Here is a 21,949-nt window from a genome sequence, read left to right on the forward strand (position 1 = left end):
TCACACCCTTTATTTCTTGATTTTTGATAATGCCACTTGTAGAATTTCATCAGCAATTAAGTCTTTGCTACGTACGGAAATAGGAACCGGTTCTTCATCGTTTGAGAAAATGATTACTTCATTGGTGTCTGAATTAAATCCCGTGTCACTTTTTGAGACATCATTTGCAACGATCATATCCGCTTTCTTTTTAGCTAATTTTCCTTTGGCGTATTCTTCTAAATTGGTTGTTTCTGCTGCAAACCCAATTAGTAATTGGTGGGTCTTCATTTTGCCTAACGTCGCTAAAATATCGGTGGTCTTTTCTAATTCTAAAGTAAGCAAGGACTCCGTTTTTTTTATTTTTTCTTTCGCTTCTTGAATTGGTCGATAATCTGAAACGGCAGCTGCCATAATTACGATATCGCTTGTTGCAAATCGTTCTAGGACGGCTTGCTCCATTTCCTGTGAGGATTCAACAATGACTCTCGTCACATTAACGGGTAAAGGCAACTTGCTTGTTGTGCTGATTAAAGTTACGTCAGCACCTAATAAGCTCGCTGATTTTGCTAAGCTGTATCCCATTTTCCCTGAGGAATCATTAGTAATAAATCGAACTGGATCAATTCGTTCTTTGGTCCCACCAGCTGTGATGATGACTTTTTTAGTTGATAATGGCAAATCCATTTGTTGTTCCAATAATCCAGCTTCAATAAATGCTAAAATTTCATCTGGTTCAGGTAGGCGACCTTTTCCAACATAGCCTTCTGCTAAAAAACCAGTATTTGGTTCAATAATCATTCGTCCATCAACTTGTAAGGTAGTTAAATTGCGGACAGTTGCCGGATTTTCAAACATGTGTTGATTCATTGCAGGTGCGATAAAAATCGGGGCTGTTGTCGCTAAAAGAGCGGTTGAAACGAAGTCATCTGCAATTCCGTTCGCCATTTTGGCAATGATATTAGCGGTTGCCGGAGCTACGACAGCTAAATCACACCAATCAGCCAAGTGAATATGTGCGACTTCTGAACTCACCTTTTCATCAAAAGTATCTAGGTAAACGTCATTTTTACTTAACACTTGAAAAGTCAATGGTGTGACAAATTCAGTGGCAGAAGCAGTCATGGCTACTTTTACATCTGCTCCTGCTTTAATAAATTTCCGCACCAAATCACAAACTTTATAAACAGCAATGCCACCTGTAACATAGACGGCAATTTTTTTGTTTTTTAACATACCCAACAACTCCCTTGTTTGAACTCATTCTTTTCTATTTTACTAAAAAAAAGTTGTTTTGTCTTTGGAATTCCGTTAAAGTCTTGGTTAAACTTTTTTAGCATGGATTTAGAATAGAAAAGAAGCAAAAGCGCACAAACTCGCCTTTGCTTCTTCTCGTTGAATTTCTTTATTTAATCGTTTATTCTTCTGGTCCAACAGTTGTTGGATCAATGACTAAGTCTCCTGCTTCTACTTCTTCCAAAGCGCGGCCGACATTTTTATAAGATTGGTACTCTTCTAACATTGGCATTGCGTTGTCATGTAACTCATGAGCGCGTTTGCTGGCTAAAATCACCAATGAATATTTTGAATCGATTTTTTCTAGTAAGCTATCAATAGACGGATGTAACATCATAATTTCCTACAACTCCTCAATCATTTTTTTATAGCGGTGAAGCACTCGTGAAACTTTTAAGTGTTCACTTTCAATAATTTGTTTGATATTGCGTACGGCATTTTCCACTTCGTCATTTACAACGGCATAATCGTATAAACGCATCATTTCAATTTCTTCTACCGCTTTTTTCATACGTTCTTCGATCACAGACATCTCATCTGTTCCTCGTCCTACGATTCTAGACTTTAATTCGACTAAGTCTGGTGGCGTTAAAAAGATAAAAACACCTTCTGGCATTTTTTCTCGAACTTGCAACGCTCCTTGAACTTCAATCTCTAAAAAGACATCTTTTCCACTTGCTAATGTTTCTTCAACATATGAAAGTGGAGTCCCATAATAATTGCCGACATACTCAGCATACTCTAATAAGCCGCCATTTTCAATCAAAGTTTCAAATTCTGCTCTTGTTCGAAAGAAATAATCAGTTGCATCAACTTCGCCAGCACGTTTATTTCGCGTTGTCATGGAAATTGAATATTCAAAATTGTTGTCTTCATTTTCAAAAATTGCTTGTCTTACTGTTCCTTTACCAACACCTGATGGTCCTGATAAAACAATTAACAAACCGCGTTCTGTCATAATGTCTCCCACTCCATTGTCTCATTTAATTCGTTTCTATTATTCAATGTTTTGTACTTGTTCTCTAATTTTTTCAAGTTGTGTCTTCATTTGAATGACCGCATCTGTCAATTGAATTTGAGTTGCTTTTGAGCCAATTGTATTTACTTCACGGTTCATCTCTTGAATCAGAAAATCAAGCTCACGTCCAATAGGAGTATCTTTTCCTAATAATACACGCAATTGAGCAAGATGGCTATCAAGTCGCTCTAATTCTTCGTGAATGTCGGCTTTTTCTAACAACAAGGCTAATTCCGTTAACAGTCTTGGTTCATCAACGAATCCTCCTGCAACTTCCATTAACTTGGTACTCAAACGTTTTTGATAATAGGCTTCAAAGCTCTCCGTATGGGTGGCAACTTCTTGAACTCCTTTTTCAAATTCAAACAAGTGATTCGTTAAGTGTTGTTTTAATCGCTCGCCTTCCGCTTTACGACTAGTGACCAATTCAATTAACGCTTGGTACATGGCTTCTTGAATCAAGTTCATCAAATCATCGTTGGCTATTTTTTTCTCTTCAATCGCTAAAAAATCACCTGTGGCAATTAATTGAGTTAAGCTAGGTGTAAAATCAATTCCTTGTGCTTGGTATTTTTTATTCGCTTCTGCAACAAATCCAACAGCTTCTTCAATCAACGACCAATTAACTTGGAGTTGTTTTTGATTTTCTGCGGTTTGTTTTAAATTGATGTAAACTTCAACACGCCCTCGTTTCAAAGTAGCTGTAATTTGTTTACGAATCTCACTTTCAAAGGCATTTAATTCTTTTGGAAAACGACTAATGACTTCTAAAAATCGATGATTGATAGATTTAATTTCAATATCAATTTGGTAAGCAGCTGAGTGAATTGAATGCCTGCCAAATCCTGTCATACTTTTCATAAAGAACCTTCTTTCTCTTACATATCTTTTAAGTGTTCTTTTAAAACAGTGATTTCTTCGTTGGTTAAGGTCAAGCCTTTTCCCATTTTTTCATGATCTGGCGCCCAGTCACGAATATCAAACTTAGGAGGATTGCCATTCCAACTGACCAAATTAAATTCTTTTCGCCACCCTTTTGCATTTTCAGAAAGTACAGCGATTTCTTCCATTATTTCATATGAAAATTCTTTTGCCATCCTTATCACCTCAATTAAAATCAAGCTTTATTACAGTTTCCTTGAATTTGAAACTCACCAAATAGTGTACCATAAAATCAATGCTGGTGACAGTTCTTTTTTAGTTGGTAAAGGTAGACTGCCATTAAGAACGCGATTGGTTTGCGCTCAATTAAAAATTGTTTGCGTTTTGACTGTAGCAAGCTGGCTTGATGTTGTTCTAATTGTTCTAAAAAGTAAACGGTCATTTTGACATTCGAAATAAAGGGCAACATTTCAGAATAAGCTGCTAGCCATTCGTCTCCACTATAAATACGATTGCTTTCGTCTAGCTCAAAGAGTGTTGTAGAATCGATTTGACTGGCAATTTTTTCAAATTTAGTGAGTACGGCTTGGTTAAACTCGTCAAAAGAATAAATTTTGACGGGATTAATGCGTAGCATTTTACCTGTTAATTCGTGAATGGCAAAGCTTAGCTCACGTTTACCTACTCGCCCTTTAAAACTTAACCGTAATTTTTTTAATAAGAAGCGTTGGGTATCTTTATTGGTAAGATACGTCTTTAAAAAAGGTTCTTGGTCGCTGTGTATTAGTTTACGCGTTGTTTCATAAAATTTTTTTTCGTGGCCTTCAAAAGAATCATTCTCAAATGCGTACCAACTGCCTTGTAGTTTGTCATAGGCTTTCAACGTTTCTAGATAGCCTAATCCAATATTCAGTTCAGATCGAGCACCATCAAAAAGCAAAATCGTTCCTAAGGACCATTTGCTAGACAGTTCGCAAACCGTTGCTTCCGTTGGAACTTTCACTTTTTTCGTTATTCCTGGACCTTTGACATCAACGATAATAAAATCTGTCGCACCTTTTTTTATCGCTAAATCAATGGGAATATTGTCATGATAACCACCATCTACATAGCTTTTGTCTCCAATTTTAGTAGGTTGCATCATTGGGAAAAATGAGGCACTTCCTAGTAAATAAAGATTGACGTATCCTTTAGGAATCTCATCTAAAAAGAATGACGCTGACCGCATCGTTGGAAACTCCGTCAATGCAATACCAAACTCAATCCCTCGATGACGCATTCGTTCTTCATCTAATAAAGGATCAATAATATTGGTTTTCAAAGGATTCGCACTAATACCTTTGTTTCTAAAGGCATCTAATAAAAATTGACGAACTACTTTACGATACCCTTTGAAATCATCAATATTTCCTGAAAAATCAATGTCTAGTACATGATTGGTTTCAATAGCTTCCCACATTTCACGAGCCGCTTCATAATCTCCTTGAACAATCAGTCCGCCGTTTAAGGCACCAACTGAAGTACCTGTTACCACTTGAAAGTCGATTCCTAATTCCAATAAGCCTTGCCAAACGCCAATTTGATAAGATCCTCTTGCACCACCGCCGCCTAAAACAAGCGCTGTTTTCCGATTTTCTTGGCTTTGATTTTTCATTAGTTCTCCTCATTTCTTAAGTGACATTTATCCTATAATTGTTGTTTCCTCTGGATATCGAATTTTCCCAGTGTGGGTTGTGTCTTTTTTGATAAGCGATAATAAGATTGTAAAAATACCCACTCGACCAATAAACATCAGTCCCATAACTAAAAACTTGCCAATATCGGTCAATTCTGACGTTAATCCTAGCGTTACCCCCACCGTTCCAAAAGCAGAGAAAACTTCGAAAATAATGTATTCAATCCCCACATTTTCTGGCAAAGTTTCTGTAATACTCAACAATACAATCGCCGTTGTAATGATTGACATTGTTGTAAAAAGTAGAACAAATGCTCGATTGACAATTTTTATATTAATCGTACGTCCTAAAAATTGCGTTTCTTCTTTTCCTTTAAAAATCGAGAGGGCATGAATAACCAACACACCAAAAGTGGATGTTTTGAGTCCGCCTGCGGTTGAACCAGATGAACCACCGATATACATGAAAAAGCAAGTTAATAAAATACTCGCGTAACTTAGATCGTTATACGAAATACTGTTAAAGCCCGCGGTTCTAGGTGTAATGGCTAGAAATAACGTATTCATCATGCGGTCGAACCAATTTAATGAGCTCATTTGACCTAAATTGCCTTCTATTAATAAAAATAAAACAAAGCCACTCATAAGCAATAACGATGTTACGATTAGTGTTAATTTGGTGTGAAAGGAAAAGCGCTTATTTTTTTTATAGGTCAACAAATCACGCCAGACAATAAAACCTAGTCCACCTGCCACAATTAATAAACTTAAGACCAGTAATACATAGGGATTTTTTTGAAAAGATTCCAAACTGTTGCCAAATAAATCAAATCCCGCATTACAAAATGCCGAAATAGCATGAAAAACGCTGTAAAAAATGCCTTTTCCAATACCATACTTAGGGATAAAGTCTATCATTAAAAGTAGTGCTCCTAATAGCTGAACACCAATAGAGAATTTCAAGATATAAATAACTAAATTAATACCACCTGATAGTTCGTCAATGTTTAACGCTTCTTTCATAATAATGCGCATTTTTAAATTGACTTTTCTTTTTGATAGAAAAAGAATAAAAACGGTAAAGGACATGAACCCTAGACCGCCAATCTCGATTAACAACATGATAATTAATTTACCTGCCAAACTCCAATGAAGCGCAGTGTTTAGCGTAACTAAACCTGTTACACAAACAGCTGAAGTTGCGGTAAACAGGGCATCAATTAAATTGGTGGGTTGATGATTGCTGGCTGCAAAAGGCAACGACAATAAAAAGCCCCCAATCAAAATGGTACTTAAAAAACCTAATGATAAAAATTGAACAGGAGATAATTGCCAATAAGAGTGTTTTAATTTATTTTTTCTTAACATTTAATTGCTCCTTGATTAAAATGATGAACTTAATTATTCGACTCTTTTTGAACCGAATGAAAAAATAGCAATCGAACCAAATCCCGTATGACTTGCAATGGTTGGACCAAAAGAATAGACAAGAACGTCTTTAACATCCAGACGGTTTACTAATTCTAATTTTACTTGCTCAGCTTCTTCCGGCACACCTACATGACCTACTAGAATCGTTTGCTCAGTTGGATTTTGAATGCCTTCAACGGTTTTATCAATCAAATAATTCAACGAACGTTTCCGTCCACGAACTTTGCTAATTGGAACCAGACCGCCTGCTTTATTGACGATAATAATCGGCTTTACGTTTAATAACGAGCCCATTGTTGCTGCTACCGATGAAATGCGGCCCCCTCTTTCTAAATGTTTCAAGTCGTCCACAGTCACCCATGAATGGAGGTTCATTTTATTTTCTTCTACCCAACTAGCAACTTCTGACAAGCTTTTTCCTTGATCTTTTAATAAGGCTGCTTGGTAGACTAATAATCCTTCTCCTAGACATGCTGCTTTTGTATCGATTACAGTGATATTGACTGTTTGAAACTCTTCTTTCAGCATTTCGACAGCAGCTAATGCGTTATTATAGGACCCACTTAAAGCTGAAGAAAAAGCTAAATATAGAACGTCCTGTTGTTTTTCAACAAATGGTTTAAACCTTTCATAGTAGGTTCCAATATTGATTTGAGATGTTGTCGCTAGTTTCCCGTTTTTTAAATCTTGAAAAAAAGCTTCCTTATCAAACGTTTTGCCTAAATCATCCACTAATTCTTTCCCTTCTAATTGAATGGTCATACTAATAATGGCTATTTGATGTTCTTCAACAAATGATACTGGCAAGTCTGAACACGAATCGGTTATTAATTGAAAACTCATTTCTCTCACTCCTCTAAACACTTACAAAATTTACCTCTATTATTGCATGTTTTCGCCTAAAATTATACTCTTCCAAAAATAAAAAAGAAAAAGCTTGCAAAAGTGAACATTTGTTCGTATAATAGATTTAACAAACAAACGTTCGGAGGTTTTAATCATGGAAAACTATTTTGCAACAAGTCAGCTTCGCCCTTTTAGTTTTTTACAAAAGAAAGTCACTGTCGGTCATAAGGAAACTCTTCAAGTTCACTCACAAATGCCACAAGCACAAATTCTTTTTTTCTTAAACCAAGCCTATCAAAAAAGAAAACCGATCGTCATCCAAGTTAATAAAACCAAACACATTCTTGCAATTAATGAACATACAGGTATTCTTCGTTATTCTCCAACGGAGCAACATCGTGCTATCTTAGAGAGCTCAAACCAAAACACAACCTATATGATTGATTTTAAAGACATCCGTCATATACGTATAGCAAATTAAAAACCTGAGATTGAAGTGGGTCATACAAAAACTAGATCTTATACGCTAGCTTTTCGTATCCACGTCTTTCTCAGGTTTTTTTATTTAAAATAATCATGTTCTTTTAAAAATTTTTCTGCGACTACACTTGGTTCCATTAAATCATTGTCTACTTGATAATTCAATTTCTGCATTGTTTCAGTGGAAATTTTCCCATCCAATCTTTCTAAAACTGGCGCAAGTTTAGGATATTTTTCTAAAATTTGTTTTGTTGCAACTAAACTGGCATCATAGGGTGGGAAAAAGTGCCGATCATCTTCTAAAATCTGTAGATTGTAACTGCCAATTCGGCCATCTGTTGAATAGCCGAGGACAACATCCATTTTACCAGCAGCTAATGCGTCATAAACTAACCCGATTTGCATTGGATACACTCGCTTAAAGTCAAAACCGTATTCTTTTGTAAAGGCAGGATAGCCATCTCCTTCACGTTTTAGCCAAGTGGTATCAACACCTGCTTCTAGTTGGTTCGCCACCGCTTTTAAATCACTAATTGTTTTTAACTGGTATTTTTCAGCGGTCTCTTTCGTGACCATAAAAGAAAAACTATTCGCAAATCCATAAGAAGGAAAGTAAACATGATCATATCGTTTAGCAAATTCTTTTTTCACAATTTGGTAGGCTTTTTTTGGATCTTTTTCAGCAGGGAGTTGCAACAACGTCGTTAAATCTGTTCCTGAATATCGAGCAGCGGCAATGTCTGCATCTCCATTTAATAAGGCTTGATGGTTAATATTTGCAGAACCAAGATTATTGATTAAAATGACCGGTTCCTTTAATTCATGTTCAATCATGCCCCCAACAATACTCGCTAAAATCTGTGACTCTGAGGTTACGCCACCTGTCACTCTAATAGCTTCCCCATTTTTTCCATTACTAGATAAACCTGGCAAGCCACAACCACCTATTAGCAACATCAATAGTAATAATATACTTATTTTTTGATTTTTTTTCATTGTTTCACCTCCTAAGGTTTCACTCTTTTAATTTCAAAATAAAAAACGAATTCAGATCAGAATGAATCTGGTTCGTTTTTTATCACTATATTTTACTAGTTGCCTGTACGGGATCTAATTTCCGTTCGAAAAAGCCTAATACTAAGTCACTAATGATGGCCATAAAGGCAGTTGGCAATGCTCCTGCTAAAATAATGGCCGTTCCATCAGTAGCGTTGGTTCCTCTTGTAATGATATCTCCTAAGCCACCTGCTCCAATAAATGAACCAATTGCGGTAATTCCGATTGCGACTACGAGTGCATTTCGAATCCCTGCCATAATTACGGATAGCGACAGTGGCAATTCTACCATATAAAGAATTTGGAATTTCGTCATTCCCATTCCTTTTCCTGAATCTAAAATATTACGATCAACGCTTCTCAAACCTGTATAAGCATTCTTGATAATTGGCAGTAATGAATATAAAAAGACGGTCACAATAACAGTGTTGACGCCTAATCCTAAACCTAACATCAAAATAGACAACATTGCTAATGAAGGAATCGTTTGAATCACATTTGCCATACCAATGACCCAACTAGCTAATTTCGTATGACGGGCAATCCATATCCCAATGGGTATCCCAATCACGGCTGCAAATAATACACCATAAATCGAGATTAAAAAGTGGCGCATAAATTGGCTGAAAACATAGGAGCCATTTTGATTAAAATAATAAATCAATTGCTCAAATAAATTCATATTTTCCATAATTTTAGTTGTCTCCTTTGCTAAAATAATCGTGTTCTTTTAAGAAGTCTTGCGCAACAACTTCTGGTTCAATCAAGTCATTGTCTGCTTTGTAATTTAATTGTTGCATGGTTTTTGTATCGATTTTGCCTTCAAGCTTTTTTAAAATCCCGTTTAACTTAGGATAGGCTTTTAAAATAGCATCTGTTGCAACAGGACTGGCATCATAGGGTGGGAAAAATTTTAAGTCATCTTCTAAGACAACTAAATCATAACTTGCAATCCGACCATCTGTTGAATAGCCTAGTACCGCATCCATTTTTCCAGCAGCTAGTGCATCGTAAACTAACCCAATTTGCATTGGATAGACACGTTTAAAATCAAAACCATAGTCCTCTTTAAATGCACGATAACCGTCACCCTCTTTTTCTAACCAAGAGCTGTCTACACCTGCATTTAATTGATCGGCAACTTTTTTGAAATCGCTAATTTTTTTCAACTGATATTTTTCAGCAGTTTCTTTCGTGACCATAAAAGCATAGGTATTCGCAAAGCCATAAGAAGGGTAATATTTTTGTTTGTAGCGTTCTTCAAATTCTTTTACAACAATGTCCATTGCTTTTTTAGGATCTTTCTCGGCTGTCATTTGCAACGTTGACGTTAAATCCGTTCCCGTATAACGGGCAGCTGAAATATTCGCATCTCCATTTATCATTGCTTGATGGTTAATTGTTGTTGATCCTAAATTATTGATGACTTGAACGGGTTGATCGGTATAGTGTTCAACCATCCCTTTGACAATACCTGCTAAAATTTGTGTTTCCGTCGTTACGCCACCCGTCACTGTAATGGCATCTTTTCCCGCATCGCCACCTAATCCTGGCAAACTGCAACTACTCAGAACAAGTGCAACCAAGAAAAGTGCCACAATGTTCTTAAATTTTCTCATTGTGTTCATTTTTGGTTTTCCTCCTAGTCATTTGTACGTAGTGAAATGGGTGTAATCCAGTGTTCGAGTTTTCCAAGTAAGAAATCAGCTAATAAGGCTAAGATTGTTACCGGAATTGTCCCACCGATAATCAGTGCTGGTTTATAAAGATTTAATCCATTGAAGATAAAGTCGCCTAAACCACCTGCTCCAATGTACGAAGCTAAGGTTGCCCAAGCAATGACGTATACGGCACCTAAACGGATACCTGCCATAATCACAGGTGCTGCTAGTGGCAATTCAACCATTCGAATGGACTGAAAATTTGTCATGCCCATTCCCTTAGCAGCATCTTTTAAATTGGGATCAACATTTTTTACTCCTAAATAAGTATTTCTTAAAATAGGAAGCAAGGAATAGATAAAAAGTGCTACGATAGCGGGAAACTTCCCAATCCCAAAAATTGGAATCATTAAGGCTAATAACGCTAGCGATGGTACCGTTTGTAATACACTTGCAATTCCAATAACAACGGAAGCTGTTTTCTTTGTTCTAGTTAACAAGACGCCTAATGGCACTGCTACAATAATGCCTAGCCCGAGAGCCACTGCAGAAATATAAAGATGTTCCCACGTTTTAAGCAACAGCTCTGAGCCATAGGTATTTAAAAATTCAATCATTTTTTAGTTCCCCTTTCTACTCATTGCTTTCCTTAACTTCGACATTCTTTTCATTAGCTGGTACCGTTTCTTCTGAATCATCGTCTCCCCAAATAGTATCGTAAACGACATCTACTAGACTTGCTCTTGTAACAATCCCTACTAATTTTCCTGCTTCATCTACAACGGGTACATATTTAAGTCCACGTTTTAAAATGCGTTGAACCGTATCACGTAATAAGGAATCTTTGCGAACAAAGAAAACGTTCTTACTCATAATATCCCCTACACTTGTAGCTGTACGATGGTTGTAATCAATACTTTCAATATCAATATACCCTTTTAAAATCCCCGCATCGTCGGTTACCAACAACGTATCCACTCGTTTATCGCGCATCAAACGAATGGCTTCTGTTAATGATTTGCCTGGTGTAATGGAGATTGGTGTTTTCAACATCACTTGTTCAACGGTTTGAATATTCGGACGTGCTTGAATCAAACGATCATGCCCAATAAATTCTTCAACAAATTTATCAGCTGGTTCGCGTAAAATATTATCTGGCGTGTCAAATTGAACCACTCGACCTTCTCGCATAATCACAATTCTGTCTGCAAGCTTAAGGGCTTCATCCATATCATGGGTTACAAATATAATGGTTCTTCCCATTTCTTGTTGCAACTGTTTGACTAAATCCTGTAAGGCTTCACGGGTAATAGGATCTAGCGCACCAAAAGGTTCATCCATTAAAATGATGTCTTGATCGGCTGCTAACGCACGAACAACTCCAATCCGTTGTTGCTGTCCACCAGATAATTCAGATGGGTAACGTTCAAGAAAGTCATTTGGTAAATCAACCAGCTTGATTAAACGATCTGCAATCTCTTTACGTTTATCTTCTGGCCATTTTAATAATTTAGGAACAAGAACAATATTTTCACGAATTGTCATATGTGGCATTAATCCGATTTGTTGAATGACGTACCCAATCTTGCGGCGCAATTCCACTGGATCTATCTTGGCAATGTCTTCTCCATTGATTAAAATTTGTCCCGATGTTGGTTCAATCATCCGGTTGATCATTCTCATCGTAGTTGTTTTCCCACTACCACTGGTACCGATAAACGCAATAAATTCGCCTTTTTCAAAATTTAAATTGACGTCATCAACTGCTTTTTTTCCACCTTTATAAATTTTTGAAACATTCTTGAATTCTAACAATCGATTCACCCCATTAGTTTTTTATTATTTTTGCATAAATAAACAAAAAGAAATATGTCTTCTCTTCCATTATCCATGAAAAAGTCCTATCTTTCAAATCAGACACACTGAAATCACTAAATTTTATCAAAAAAAACGCATAAATCAACTCTTTTGTGAAGTAAGATTTATACGTTTTCGGTAGAAAATTATGCAATTTTTTATAAGATGGGTGACAATAATCTGGAGAATTCTTGTTTAAATTTCATCCAGCGACTTTGCTGATCTAGTAACTCTTTTGTTAATAAATGACATTTTTCAATGTCTTTTTCGTAAATTTGTTTTAAATCTTGTGCGATTACAGGATCATAAATGAAGGCATTGACTTCAAAGTTTAATTTAAAACTTCTAAAATCAAGGTTTGCTGTACCAACTGAAGCAATTTCGCCATCAATTACCATTGTCTTCGCATGTAAAAAGCCGTTATCATAAATATACACCTTCGCACCCGCATTTACCATCTCGCCTGCAAAATAAGTGGTTGCTCTGTATACGAATGGATGATCTGGCTTATTTGGAATCATAATCCGTACATCAATTCCAGACATCGCAGCTATTGTAATAGCATCTAACACACTGTCATCTGGAATAAAATAGGGCGATTGGATATAAATCGATTCTTTTGCCATACTAATCATCTTTAAATAGCCTTTTTTAATTTGTTGCAATTCTGAATCTGGTCCGCTAGAGACAATTTGCATATTGGTTTTTCCGTGATTTTTGCTTAATGGAAAGTACTCTTCTTTGTAATCAAATTTTTGTTTGACGACAGCTGCATTCCAATCCATTAAAAATCGACTTTGTAAAGCCAAAACGGCATTCCCCTCAATGCGAAGATGCGTATCACGCCAATAACCAAATTTTTTCACTTTCCCTAAATATTCATCTCCGATATTAAAGCCGCCAATATAGCCGACTTTCCCATCAATAATCACAATTTTACGATGATTTCGATAATTCAAACGCAAATTGATAATCGTCCAATGAGAACCAAAGAAGGGTTCTGCTTTGCCACCTAATTTTTCTAAATTCTTAAAAAAGCGATGCTTGGTTGAGCGAGAACCCATCGCATCATAGATAACTAACACTTCAACACCTGCTGCAGCTCGTTCTTCCAATGCTGCTAAAACTCGATTTCCTAGCTCATCTTGATGAAACGTATAATACAACAAATGAACATGGTGTTTGGCTTGTTGGATATCCTGAATCAAATGATCAAATTTTTCTTTTCCATCGGTAAAAATCTTCAATTCATTTCCTTTGGTTAAAATCGATTCATCGCTTTCCAAAAATAAACTTGCCATTTCTTTTGTGTTTTCATTACTTTGTTTGCTTGACAGCAATTCATCTTCCGCAAGCATTTCTTTTTGAGCCAAAACAAGCTCACTCATTCCAATGCTCTCCTGCGTCTTAATATCAAAAATTTTCTCTCGAGAGATTTTTTTACCAACAAAAAGATACGCAATAAACCCAATTCCCGGTAATAAAACAAGAACCAGCAACCATGCCCACGTGGCTGCAATATCCCGCTTTTCACGAAAAACTGTAATGATAGCTAAAAAAATATTAATCAATGTCACAAGTGCGATAACAAGTAAAATCGTATTCATAAAACCCTCCTTTAAACGAACTTAATTCTTTATTATCTTACTATGAAGTTTTTCTTTTAGCTACTAAAATCTTATCTCATTTATAAAAATAATTCTTTTTCTAATAAAAAAAGGACCCGTTAAAAGTCCCATTTTTTACCCTTTATTTTTTTACCCAACTTGTTTCTTTTGAAAGAAATAGATGAGGGGCTGTAGCAGCCACAATCACTAAAACAACACTGGTGACAATTGCTGTTGCCAATGCGCTTCCCCCATTCATAATAAAGGAAAACCAAACCGCACTCATTCCCTTAGGAGCATAACTTCCCCAAAAATAAAATCCTGCTACGAAATGCCAAAAGAAGCGGGCGAATGTTCCAATAAATGTTCCCACTATAATATAGCTTACCATTTTCCCACGTTGCCTAGTCACGATTGATTCTCTTACTTGACTGGCTACTACGCCTGCAAATCCCGTAAACATAAACGCGATAAAATATTCGATAAAGCCTTGTAGTAAATTTAAAATAGCCACATTTCCAACTAAAAAATGCAGAACGCCCCATAAAAATCCAGCAACAATTCCTGCTGCTACTCCCCTTCTAAAACTAAAAAGAATAAGCGGGATCATTCCTAATGAGACGGTAAAATTTGCTCCGATATTTGTTGGTAAAAATGACAAAACGATTGCAAGTGCCGCACAAATCGTTCCTTCAATCCAGACATTTAACTTTGTTTTGGACATGAAAAACTCCTCCTTTGAGTGTGTTGAACAGTGCCACACAACAAAGGAGGAGCTGAATGATCATTTCTATCATCATCGCCCCGTCACAATTCCTACGCTCGTACTAACGAACAGGTTCGAAGGGTTAGAATCCACTTGATTCAATCTCAGCCGCATTTGCAGCACCCCTTTGTGATGGGTGTTCTATTAATTTAGTTTACGTTCTTTATCATACCAAGCCTTTTTTCATTCGTCAACTTTTGAAGTTATTTTAAGTGTCCAGCTAAATAAGCTATTTTTGCAAAATCCTTTTGATTATTTTTCTGATTTCGGTAGCTATCTTTAGAAGAAGCTTGATATAGTTGATAATATTGAGTGGCATTTAACAGTCCATAACGTATCCCTTGATCTTCTATTTGCTTAATATCATCTAAGGCAATTCCTGCAAATTCAGGCAGTGTATCAATAACTGCAAATTCAACTCGCAAGGTTCCTTTTTCAAAAGCATGCTCGTGTAAATCAACCAATGAAAAACCTAATCCTTCAAGTTGTTTTTTTACTTCTTCCCATTGGTAAATGATTTCTTCAACCGGAGCTGACCATCCCCTGCTATCTCCTGGAATATGTATATCAATATCGCCAACATCCCAATTTTTAGTTGTTACAATCTCAAGACCTAGGGAGCCCATTAAAACTGGAACAATTCCACAGTCATTTAGTTGTTTGGCAACGGATAAAAACACTGAATATTTTGGATTTTCATAACCATACGCTTTCATTCTATCCTCTCCTATTAAATAATTTTTCCCAATTGTTTTTTGCGTTGATACAAGCTTAACAAGGCTATTAAAAACCAATAAATACTTATTAAATAAATACTCGCAACAAATTGTAATTTGCCGTTTACCATGATTGGTTCTATTTTATAGTGGGTTACCGTTACGGCGAAGGCTGTGATACTCATAACAAAATAAAATAAAATCATGCTTTTTTTAATACTCGCTTCATGACCCAGCGCACCTTTCCAACTCGTCATTACACCAAAATAAAAGGAACTAAACAACAATAAAATCCATGTTTCTAAACGATTGGTTTCCGCCCATTGAAAGCCAATTCCAGTCAGAAATTGACTCACAAAAAACAACCCAATAAACATTAAAAATGAATAGTAGCCATATTGATACCTTAGATTTTTACGATCTTTTCTCAACAATTCACATCACTCCTTTTATTCAGTATAAGGAAACAGAAAGGAAAATACAATGCGTTTTTTAATAGCTTTATTCGCTACAATGCTAATTCTCATCTTGATAAATAAATGCCTTCACTTGATTTTGTACCTTTGAATTATCTAACAAGTCACTATGACCGGTTTGTTTGCCAGTAATGATGCTTTCTTGATAGCCTGCCACTTGCTTTTTGATAAATAGCCGACTCGCAAATGCGCTTTGTACAGGAACTACGCCATCACTATGCGTCTCATTTTTTTCTTGATCTCCAGCTAGTGCCAAAACTTTTAACGACGAAGGCAATTGCGTTTGTTTTTCAATAAAATTAGTTAATAGATGGCTCGCTTTTTTCACTTCTGTAAAGGCTAGATTATTGTCGTTATATTCGGATTTTGTATCATTAAATGGCGTTGCAATGGTTATCAAGCGATTCATTTGGGGCTTTGAGGTTGTTTGATAGTTCTCTAAATAAGTCGCTAAGACTAATCCTCCATTTGAATGACCCACAGCATCAAAAGTCGAAAACGGGTATTTCTTTTTGACGTCTAGCACTACGTTTTGAAACCATTTCGCTTCAATATCTACTGCTTTTTCGGTATTGTCTTCAAAACCGACAACGATAAAAGGGCGCTCACTCCTTTTTTTCAATTGATTTAAATAGTGAATCCCGCCATCTTTTTTAACTTGAATTTTTAGGACTGCGTTGCTAGTCACCTGTTCCTCCATCAACGATTCCGTAAAGCTATTAAAACGTTTATTCGTTGCATTCGTTCCTGGTATCAAAAAAACAGGATTTTTTGCAGGTTGTGCTTCAGTGGGAACTTTAGGAAGTTGCTGTTGTTGGTAAAATCGAATTCCAAAATAGCTTGTTGCAAGGAACGTTATAAGGACAAGGGCAAGCCCTTTGAAATTCATCTTCACCCACTAACCCCTCCTTTTGCTTCCTGCTAATAATAAATTTTAAGGTATTTTCGTTTTTCCACTTCATCGAAGCCTTCCACCATATCCTTTTCCGTTAACTGATTGACATCTTTTACAACAATTGAAATGTTGTTATTGATTTTGATTTTATTTTTGACTTTTTTAGAAAAAGCTTCTTTATTTTTCTCATTTACTTTAAAATTATCAGGAAACGTCACTGCATGGGTTTTTTCATAGTTTGCAACGACTGTCTTAAATTCTTCTTGCTTTGATTCTTCTACCAGCGTATCTGCAAAGTCTTCCAAATTGATTTCTGGCTGAACTTCTAAATATTCTTGCGCTTCTTTAATAAAAGTTGATTTTCCAACTAAGCTTTCATCGTCTTTTTTGACAAATTCCGCACAGATATTCACAAAACTTTCTGCTAATAGCGTGTCGTCTAGGACTTTTTCAATGCCTAAAAAATGTTGTTTCCAATACACACTTTCTCCCCTCGTTAAATTGTCTAATGCAACAACGCGGTAGCCATCTTTTTCCTGCAGGTTAAACACAATACAAGCTTTATCGATGTCTTTTTTAGTGATTCCTTTTTCATACCCAATCGTAACCGATTGCTGATTAAATTCGTTTTTTAAGAAAACTTCCTTATTTTCAACTTTAAAAATGCCAATCGCATCGGTTAATTCCCCTTCAATAATGCATTCGTTTAAATAAATCAACCACAAATCCCCTGATTTGACATTGGGATGGCTAGACGCTTCATACAGTTGCTTTAATAAATCAACCGACCCTTCAAAAAAAGAAGTTTCTTCATTAAAAATTTTACGAATGTAATTGTACGCTTCGTTATAATCTAAGCTTGTTGAGTGTGAAAAATGGTTTGTTGTTTCACTTTTAAAAGGAGATAAAAAAATCTCATTTAACACGGCGGTCATTTCTTCATCCAGTTCTTCAATAATATTATCTGCAATTTCATACCCTTGCTCTTGGGCTTTATTGCCTACAAAATGGACAATTATTTGACGCATTTTGGCATAAGAAAAATCAATCATTTTGTTATACACCTATTTCATTTGGATTCCCATTCGGGTTCAAAACTATTATACTCTATTTCTTTGCAGCTCGCTTCTACTTCAATAAAAAAATCAACTTTCCAACAGAGTGTAACTGTCAGAAAGTTGATGCTTTATTAATCCATCTTTAATAGTAAAGCGTTAAGTGCTACCACAACCGTACTCAATGACATTAAGACTGAACCGACCGCTGGGCTTAAAACGATGCCAATTGGAGCTAGAATTCCCGCAGCTAAAGGAATCGCAATAATATTGTATCCTGCGCCCCACCATAGGTTTTCAATCATCTTCCTAGTGGTGTTTTTGGCTAAGGATAGAAAATGTAGGGTATCTAGCGGATCACTTTTCACTAAAATCACATCTGCTGAATCAATCGCAATATCCGTTCCTGCACCAATTGCGATGCCAACATCTGCCTTGGCTAAGCTAGGGGCGTCATTTACTCCATCCCCTAACATCATCACAGTTTTCCCTTTTTGTTGATACGTTGCCACCATTTTTTCTTTTTCCTCTGGCAGGAGGTTCCCGTAGAATGTTTGAATTCCAACTTTGTCTGCAACCATTTTGGCTGCTGCTTGGTTATCGCCAGTCAACATTACTGGTTGAATACCTCTGTCCAATAATTCCTTAATAAATTGATAAGCATTTTCTTTGATTTTATCTCCTTGAGCAATTAACCCTATGACTGTTTCTTCAATCATGACATAACTAACAGAGTTTCCCTCCCCAGCTAATTGATTGAACTGTTCTTGATTAAATGCAACTTTTTGTTTCATCAAATAGGATGCGGTCACTATTTTTATATTTTGGTGATTGATTGTTCCTGATAATCCAACACCTGATATCGCTTGAACTTCACTAGCTGTTGGAAGTTTCACTTTTTCTTCCTCTACTCTTTTTAAAATACCCGTTGCTAAAGGATGACTCGATTTTTGTTCTAAAGCTCCTGCTATTTTTAAAATATCTAGTCTTGAATAGTCTGATTTGAAGCTTTCAATTGCAGTCACGCTAAAATCCCCTTCTGTTAAAGTTCCGGTTTTATCCATTAAGATGACATCCAATTTTTTCGCAGATTCAAGTGCATTTTTATTTCGGATCAATAACCCATTTTTAGCACCCAGTGACGTAGAACGTGCGGTAACTAAAGGAACTGCTAGTCCTAGCGCATGGGGACAGGCAATCACCAATACCGTCACCATTCGTTCTAAGGGCGTGTTGATTTCTTTCGTAATAAACAACCAACTTACAAATGCTAAAATCCCTACGCTCAGCGCTACATAAAACAACCATTTTGCTACTCGATCAGAAAGCGACTCTACGGCTGATTTTTCTTCTTTTGCACTACCAACTAAAGCCATTACTTGAGCTAGATAACCAGACTCACCCGTTCCAGTAACCCTAATGGTGATCGTCCCTTCACCGTTAACCGAACCGCCAATCACTTTATCTTTCACTTGCTTTTTAACAGACTTCGCTTCTCCTGTAACCATCGCTTCATTAATACTAGTCGTTCCTGCTTCGACAATTCCATCTGCTGGTATTTTTTCGCCTGCCTTCACTTGCAACAAATCTCCGATTGCAACTTCTGATAAGGGAATTTGTTTTGTCTTTAAAGAAATTGAGTCAACGATCGTCGCCTCATTTGGCAACAATTCCGCCATTTTTTTTAAGGCATCTCCAGCGTTGCTAATGGCTCGCATTTCTATCCAGTGCCCCAATAACATAATGACGATTAACGTGGCCAATTCCCAGAAGAAATCCATAACATGTGGCTGATTTGGTAAGAAGTGATTGCTGATAAAAGCATAGACACTATAAAAGTAAGAAACTGAAATTCCTAAAGCAATTAACGTCATCATTGCCGGACTATGAGCCTTTAGCTCCATTTTAGCTCCACTTAAAAAAGGCTTTCCTCCGTAGAAAAATAGGATCGTTCCTAATAACAAAACAAGCCAATCTGATCCTTTAAGCGTAATTTGAAAAGGCAATTCCAGCCCCATCATTGGAGACAATAGGATAATCGGAATAGCTAACAATAGTGAAACTAAAAATTTTTGTTTTAAATTCCCCATGTGTGCCATATGTTCCATTCCGCTCATTTCTTCGTGATCCATTCCTTTCATATCGTGTGAGTCCATTGAATGATTCTTCATCGAATCCATAATACTCCCTCCTTCGTTCACGACTACATATGTAATCGTTTTGATTTATCTTTACAATACTGCGCCTTTGATTAAAAGTCAATTCATCCAACTTAAAAAGAAACTTGCTACTAATCATCAGCAAGTTTCCTTTGTTGTTATAAATCCATTGAATAGATCAATTGAACGCCCAATTCACCGTTAATTCTTCTTTTAGTATCATAAAATCCTGATTTTAAATAAAGCATCTGTGCCCCTATATTCATGTGATTAACAGCAAGTACAACTTCATTTACTTGTGGAAAGTGTTCATTAATAAAGGGTTTTAAAGTAGACATGGACTCTTTTCCATACCCTTTTCCTTGATAGCGATCATCAATGGAATACGCTCGCAATAAAATGGCATTTGGATTATCAGTGTAAGGCTCCACTCCAATACCAACCTGCAAAATAAAAAAACCAACGAATGCCTCCTCTTTTAAAATCATAATAGGATGCTTTTCAACTTCATACAAGGTCTGAGTCATTGCGTCCATTGGCAACGAAGTAAAATGACTGTCTTCTAAGAAATAACTTGCTAGCAACTCTCCATCACTCACCCGTGCTTCCCTTAACCAAACGCCAACTTCCTTTTTCATGCCTTACACCTCTCTCCATACGAATTGCTTTTATTTTAGTATATCATGTTGCCTTAAATTAGAAAATTTTTATGAAAAAAGACTAGAAGAAAAATCTTCTAGTCTCAAAAGTTTACTTGCCTGCCAAACGATAAATTGCCTCCGCGTAAATGTCCATAGCTCCATAGATATCTCGCAAGGACATTTTTTCATTTGCTTCATGAAAAGTAATCGGAGAATCTGGGAAAACCGCACCAAAGGCCACACAATTATCCATTGTTCTAGCAAAAGTTGCTCCGCCTGACGTCATCGAATCTGAGAAATCCCCTGTTTTATCACGATATACGCCTAATAATGTTTCAACTAATGTTGATTCTAACGGTACATAAAGTGACGCTAGATAATCAAATTCTTCATATTTGAGATGATACTTTTTCGCTACTTCCGTAAGTGTTGCAACGATCTCGTCTTTGTTAACAGTCACTGGAATGCGAATATCAATACCAATTACGGACTCGTTTTCATCTACTTTTAAAGAAGCAACGTTGAAGGTCAAAATACCAGAAGCGTTATCTTCTACTTCGCCAAATAGCTTGATTCCACGTGCATCTTCCTTGACTTCATTTGCAATAAAATCAATGGCTTCTGACTTTGTAATCATTTGAAGAGCCATTGCTAAACGAGTAACGGCATTGATTCCTTGATTTGCATCTTTTGAATGAATGGATTTCCCTAAAACCACCACAGTTTCATTTTCCATCTTATAGTTAAACCCTAATTTTTCAAGTTCGGATTTCAATGCTTCTTTAAGTGGGCCTTTGTATCGTGCTTCTGCTGGAACAACATTTAATGCATCTCCACACGCCACTGCGACGCCTTTTGATCCTTTGCCTTTTAGTTTTACTTGTAACAAACCTTTTTCAGCAAATGTTAAAGGAAATTCAGCATCTGGTGCAAATCCCATGACTGCTTTTTCTTCTTTTTCATTGTATTTATCCATACAACGCCATAAGTTTTCTTCATCCGTTCCAAAGATAAAACGAATTCGTTTATCAAATTCAACTCCAGCATCAATCAAGGCTTTCATTCCATAAAGAGCAGCCATCGCTGGCCCTTTATCGTCTTGTGAACCACGTCCAAATAAAAACTCATCGCGAATCACACCTTCAAATGCTGGTGTTTCCCATAACTCTTCATTGCCAGGTGGCACAACATCTAAATGACAAAGAACGGCTAAAATTTCTTTTCCATCTCCATAATCTGCATATCCATAATAACCTTCTGGATCTAGATAGGTTTTAAACCCTAGATCTTGACAAATCTCCAATGTTTTTTCTAATACCTTTTGAATGTCCTTACCAAATAAGGTGCCATCAGTATTCGTTTCTCTTAAATAAGAGGGGTAACTAATTAATGTTTGAATGGTTTCAATACAAGCTGCTTGGTGTTCTTTTGTAACAAATGATTTCACAATTTA

General features: G+C 36.4%; 23 protein-coding genes and 1 riboswitch. Of the genes, 1 reads left to right on the forward strand and 22 read right to left on the reverse strand.

Features of this window, described 5'->3' with window-relative positions:
• Positions 1 to 9 precede the first annotated feature (9 nt).
• The 8 genes from coaBC to CDIMF43_RS09070 all read right to left on the reverse strand — a co-directional run bounded on the left by coaBC (position 10) and on the right by CDIMF43_RS09070 (position 7,124).
• Positions 10 to 1,215: a bifunctional phosphopantothenoylcysteine decarboxylase/phosphopantothenate--cysteine ligase CoaBC gene (gene coaBC, locus CDIMF43_RS09035; RefSeq protein ID WP_074402581.1), complete on the reverse strand. Its 1,206-nt coding sequence runs from the start codon at positions 1,213 to 1,215 to the stop codon at positions 10 to 12.
• A 181-nt stretch (positions 1,216 to 1,396) separates the two neighbouring features.
• Positions 1,397 to 1,612, reverse strand: a complete 216-nt coding sequence (rpoZ, locus tag CDIMF43_RS09040) for a DNA-directed RNA polymerase subunit omega (protein ID WP_034569396.1) — start codon at positions 1,610 to 1,612, stop codon at positions 1,397 to 1,399.
• Between the two features lie 6 nt (positions 1,613 to 1,618).
• Positions 1,619 to 2,233, reverse strand: a complete 615-nt coding sequence (gmk, locus tag CDIMF43_RS09045; RefSeq protein WP_034569395.1) for a guanylate kinase — start codon at positions 2,231 to 2,233, stop codon at positions 1,619 to 1,621.
• A gap of 39 nt (positions 2,234 to 2,272) precedes the next feature.
• Positions 2,273 to 3,154, reverse strand: a complete 882-nt coding sequence (locus CDIMF43_RS09050; RefSeq protein WP_074402580.1) for a YicC/YloC family endoribonuclease — start codon at positions 3,152 to 3,154, stop codon at positions 2,273 to 2,275.
• Positions 3,155 to 3,171: 17 nt separating this feature from the next.
• A complete protein-coding gene (locus CDIMF43_RS09055) occupies positions 3,172 to 3,390 on the reverse strand; it encodes a YdbC family protein (RefSeq protein WP_034569391.1) in 219 nt (72 codons plus the stop codon).
• Positions 3,391 to 3,467: 77 nt separating this feature from the next.
• Positions 3,468 to 4,829: a patatin-like phospholipase family protein gene (locus tag CDIMF43_RS09060; protein WP_109841815.1), complete on the reverse strand. Its 1,362-nt coding sequence runs from the start codon at positions 4,827 to 4,829 to the stop codon at positions 3,468 to 3,470.
• A 27-nt stretch (positions 4,830 to 4,856) separates the two neighbouring features.
• On the reverse strand, positions 4,857 to 6,218 hold the full coding sequence (locus CDIMF43_RS09065; RefSeq protein WP_074402578.1) for a TrkH family potassium uptake protein: 1,362 nt from the start codon (positions 6,216 to 6,218) through the stop codon (positions 4,857 to 4,859).
• A gap of 33 nt (positions 6,219 to 6,251) precedes the next feature.
• Complete coding sequence (locus CDIMF43_RS09070; RefSeq protein WP_109841816.1) at positions 6,252 to 7,124, reverse strand: DegV family protein; 873 nt, start codon at positions 7,122 to 7,124, stop codon at positions 6,252 to 6,254.
• Between the two features lie 157 nt (positions 7,125 to 7,281).
• On the opposite strand from CDIMF43_RS09070, the gene CDIMF43_RS09075 reads away from it, so the two are divergent.
• On the forward strand, positions 7,282 to 7,608 hold the full coding sequence (locus CDIMF43_RS09075) for a hypothetical protein (protein ID WP_034569382.1): 327 nt from the start codon (positions 7,282 to 7,284) through the stop codon (positions 7,606 to 7,608).
• Positions 7,609 to 7,688: 80 nt separating this feature from the next.
• Here CDIMF43_RS09075 and CDIMF43_RS09080 read toward each other — a convergent pair whose 3' ends face one another.
• The 14 genes from CDIMF43_RS09080 to CDIMF43_RS09145 form a co-directional block, all read right to left on the reverse strand.
• Positions 7,689 to 8,603 carry an osmoprotectant ABC transporter substrate-binding protein gene (locus CDIMF43_RS09080; RefSeq protein WP_109841817.1) on the reverse strand — a complete coding sequence of 305 codons (915 nt, stop codon included), beginning with the start codon at positions 8,601 to 8,603 and terminating at the stop codon, positions 7,689 to 7,691.
• Between the two features lie 85 nt (positions 8,604 to 8,688).
• On the reverse strand, positions 8,689 to 9,354 hold the full coding sequence (locus tag CDIMF43_RS09085) for an ABC transporter permease (RefSeq protein ID WP_034569378.1): 666 nt from the start codon (positions 9,352 to 9,354) through the stop codon (positions 8,689 to 8,691).
• Between the two features lie 4 nt (positions 9,355 to 9,358).
• Complete coding sequence (locus tag CDIMF43_RS09090; RefSeq protein ID WP_109842364.1) at positions 9,359 to 10,282, reverse strand: osmoprotectant ABC transporter substrate-binding protein; 924 nt, start codon at positions 10,280 to 10,282, stop codon at positions 9,359 to 9,361.
• A gap of 23 nt (positions 10,283 to 10,305) precedes the next feature.
• On the reverse strand, positions 10,306 to 10,941 hold the full coding sequence (locus CDIMF43_RS09095) for an ABC transporter permease (RefSeq protein WP_034569376.1): 636 nt from the start codon (positions 10,939 to 10,941) through the stop codon (positions 10,306 to 10,308).
• A 16-nt stretch (positions 10,942 to 10,957) separates the two neighbouring features.
• Positions 10,958 to 12,148 carry a betaine/proline/choline family ABC transporter ATP-binding protein gene (locus tag CDIMF43_RS09100; RefSeq protein ID WP_176713121.1) on the reverse strand — a complete coding sequence of 397 codons (1,191 nt, stop codon included), beginning with the start codon at positions 12,146 to 12,148 and terminating at the stop codon, positions 10,958 to 10,960.
• Positions 12,149 to 12,339: 191 nt separating this feature from the next.
• Positions 12,340 to 13,788, reverse strand: a complete 1,449-nt coding sequence (gene cls / locus CDIMF43_RS09105; protein WP_074402574.1) for a cardiolipin synthase — start codon at positions 13,786 to 13,788, stop codon at positions 12,340 to 12,342.
• A 142-nt stretch (positions 13,789 to 13,930) separates the two neighbouring features.
• A complete protein-coding gene (thiT, locus tag CDIMF43_RS09110; protein ID WP_074402573.1) occupies positions 13,931 to 14,512 on the reverse strand; it encodes an energy-coupled thiamine transporter ThiT in 582 nt (193 codons plus the stop codon).
• A 72-nt stretch (positions 14,513 to 14,584) separates the two neighbouring features.
• A riboswitch (TPP riboswitch) is annotated at positions 14,585 to 14,691 on the reverse strand.
• A gap of 66 nt (positions 14,692 to 14,757) precedes the next feature.
• Positions 14,758 to 15,270: a phosphoribosylanthranilate isomerase gene (locus tag CDIMF43_RS09115; protein WP_109841818.1), complete on the reverse strand. Its 513-nt coding sequence runs from the start codon at positions 15,268 to 15,270 to the stop codon at positions 14,758 to 14,760.
• 14 nt (positions 15,271 to 15,284) lie between these two features.
• On the reverse strand, positions 15,285 to 15,704 hold the full coding sequence (locus CDIMF43_RS09120; RefSeq protein ID WP_109841819.1) for a hypothetical protein: 420 nt from the start codon (positions 15,702 to 15,704) through the stop codon (positions 15,285 to 15,287).
• Between the two features lie 82 nt (positions 15,705 to 15,786).
• Positions 15,787 to 16,635, reverse strand: coding sequence for an alpha/beta hydrolase (locus CDIMF43_RS09125; RefSeq protein WP_233218344.1), 849 nt, complete (start codon positions 16,633 to 16,635; stop codon positions 15,787 to 15,789).
• Between the two features lie 32 nt (positions 16,636 to 16,667).
• Complete coding sequence (locus tag CDIMF43_RS09130) at positions 16,668 to 17,693, reverse strand: nucleoid-associated protein (protein WP_034569364.1); 1,026 nt, start codon at positions 17,691 to 17,693, stop codon at positions 16,668 to 16,670.
• A 137-nt stretch (positions 17,694 to 17,830) separates the two neighbouring features.
• The gene (locus CDIMF43_RS09135) at positions 17,831 to 19,876 is read right to left on the reverse strand and encodes a heavy metal translocating P-type ATPase (protein WP_109841821.1); all 2,046 of its coding nucleotides are present in this window, start codon (positions 19,874 to 19,876) and stop codon (positions 17,831 to 17,833) included.
• 137 nt (positions 19,877 to 20,013) lie between these two features.
• Positions 20,014 to 20,493, reverse strand: a complete 480-nt coding sequence (locus CDIMF43_RS09140) for a GNAT family N-acetyltransferase (RefSeq protein WP_034569361.1) — start codon at positions 20,491 to 20,493, stop codon at positions 20,014 to 20,016.
• Between the two features lie 112 nt (positions 20,494 to 20,605).
• A complete protein-coding gene (locus CDIMF43_RS09145) occupies positions 20,606 to 21,943 on the reverse strand; it encodes a M20 family metallopeptidase (RefSeq protein ID WP_109841822.1) in 1,338 nt (445 codons plus the stop codon).
• Positions 21,944 to 21,949: the final 6 nt, after the last annotated feature.

Origin of the sequence: Carnobacterium divergens, assembly GCF_900258435.1 — a bacterium.
GTDB classification, from domain to species: domain Bacteria; phylum Bacillota; class Bacilli; order Lactobacillales; family Carnobacteriaceae; genus Carnobacterium; species Carnobacterium divergens_A.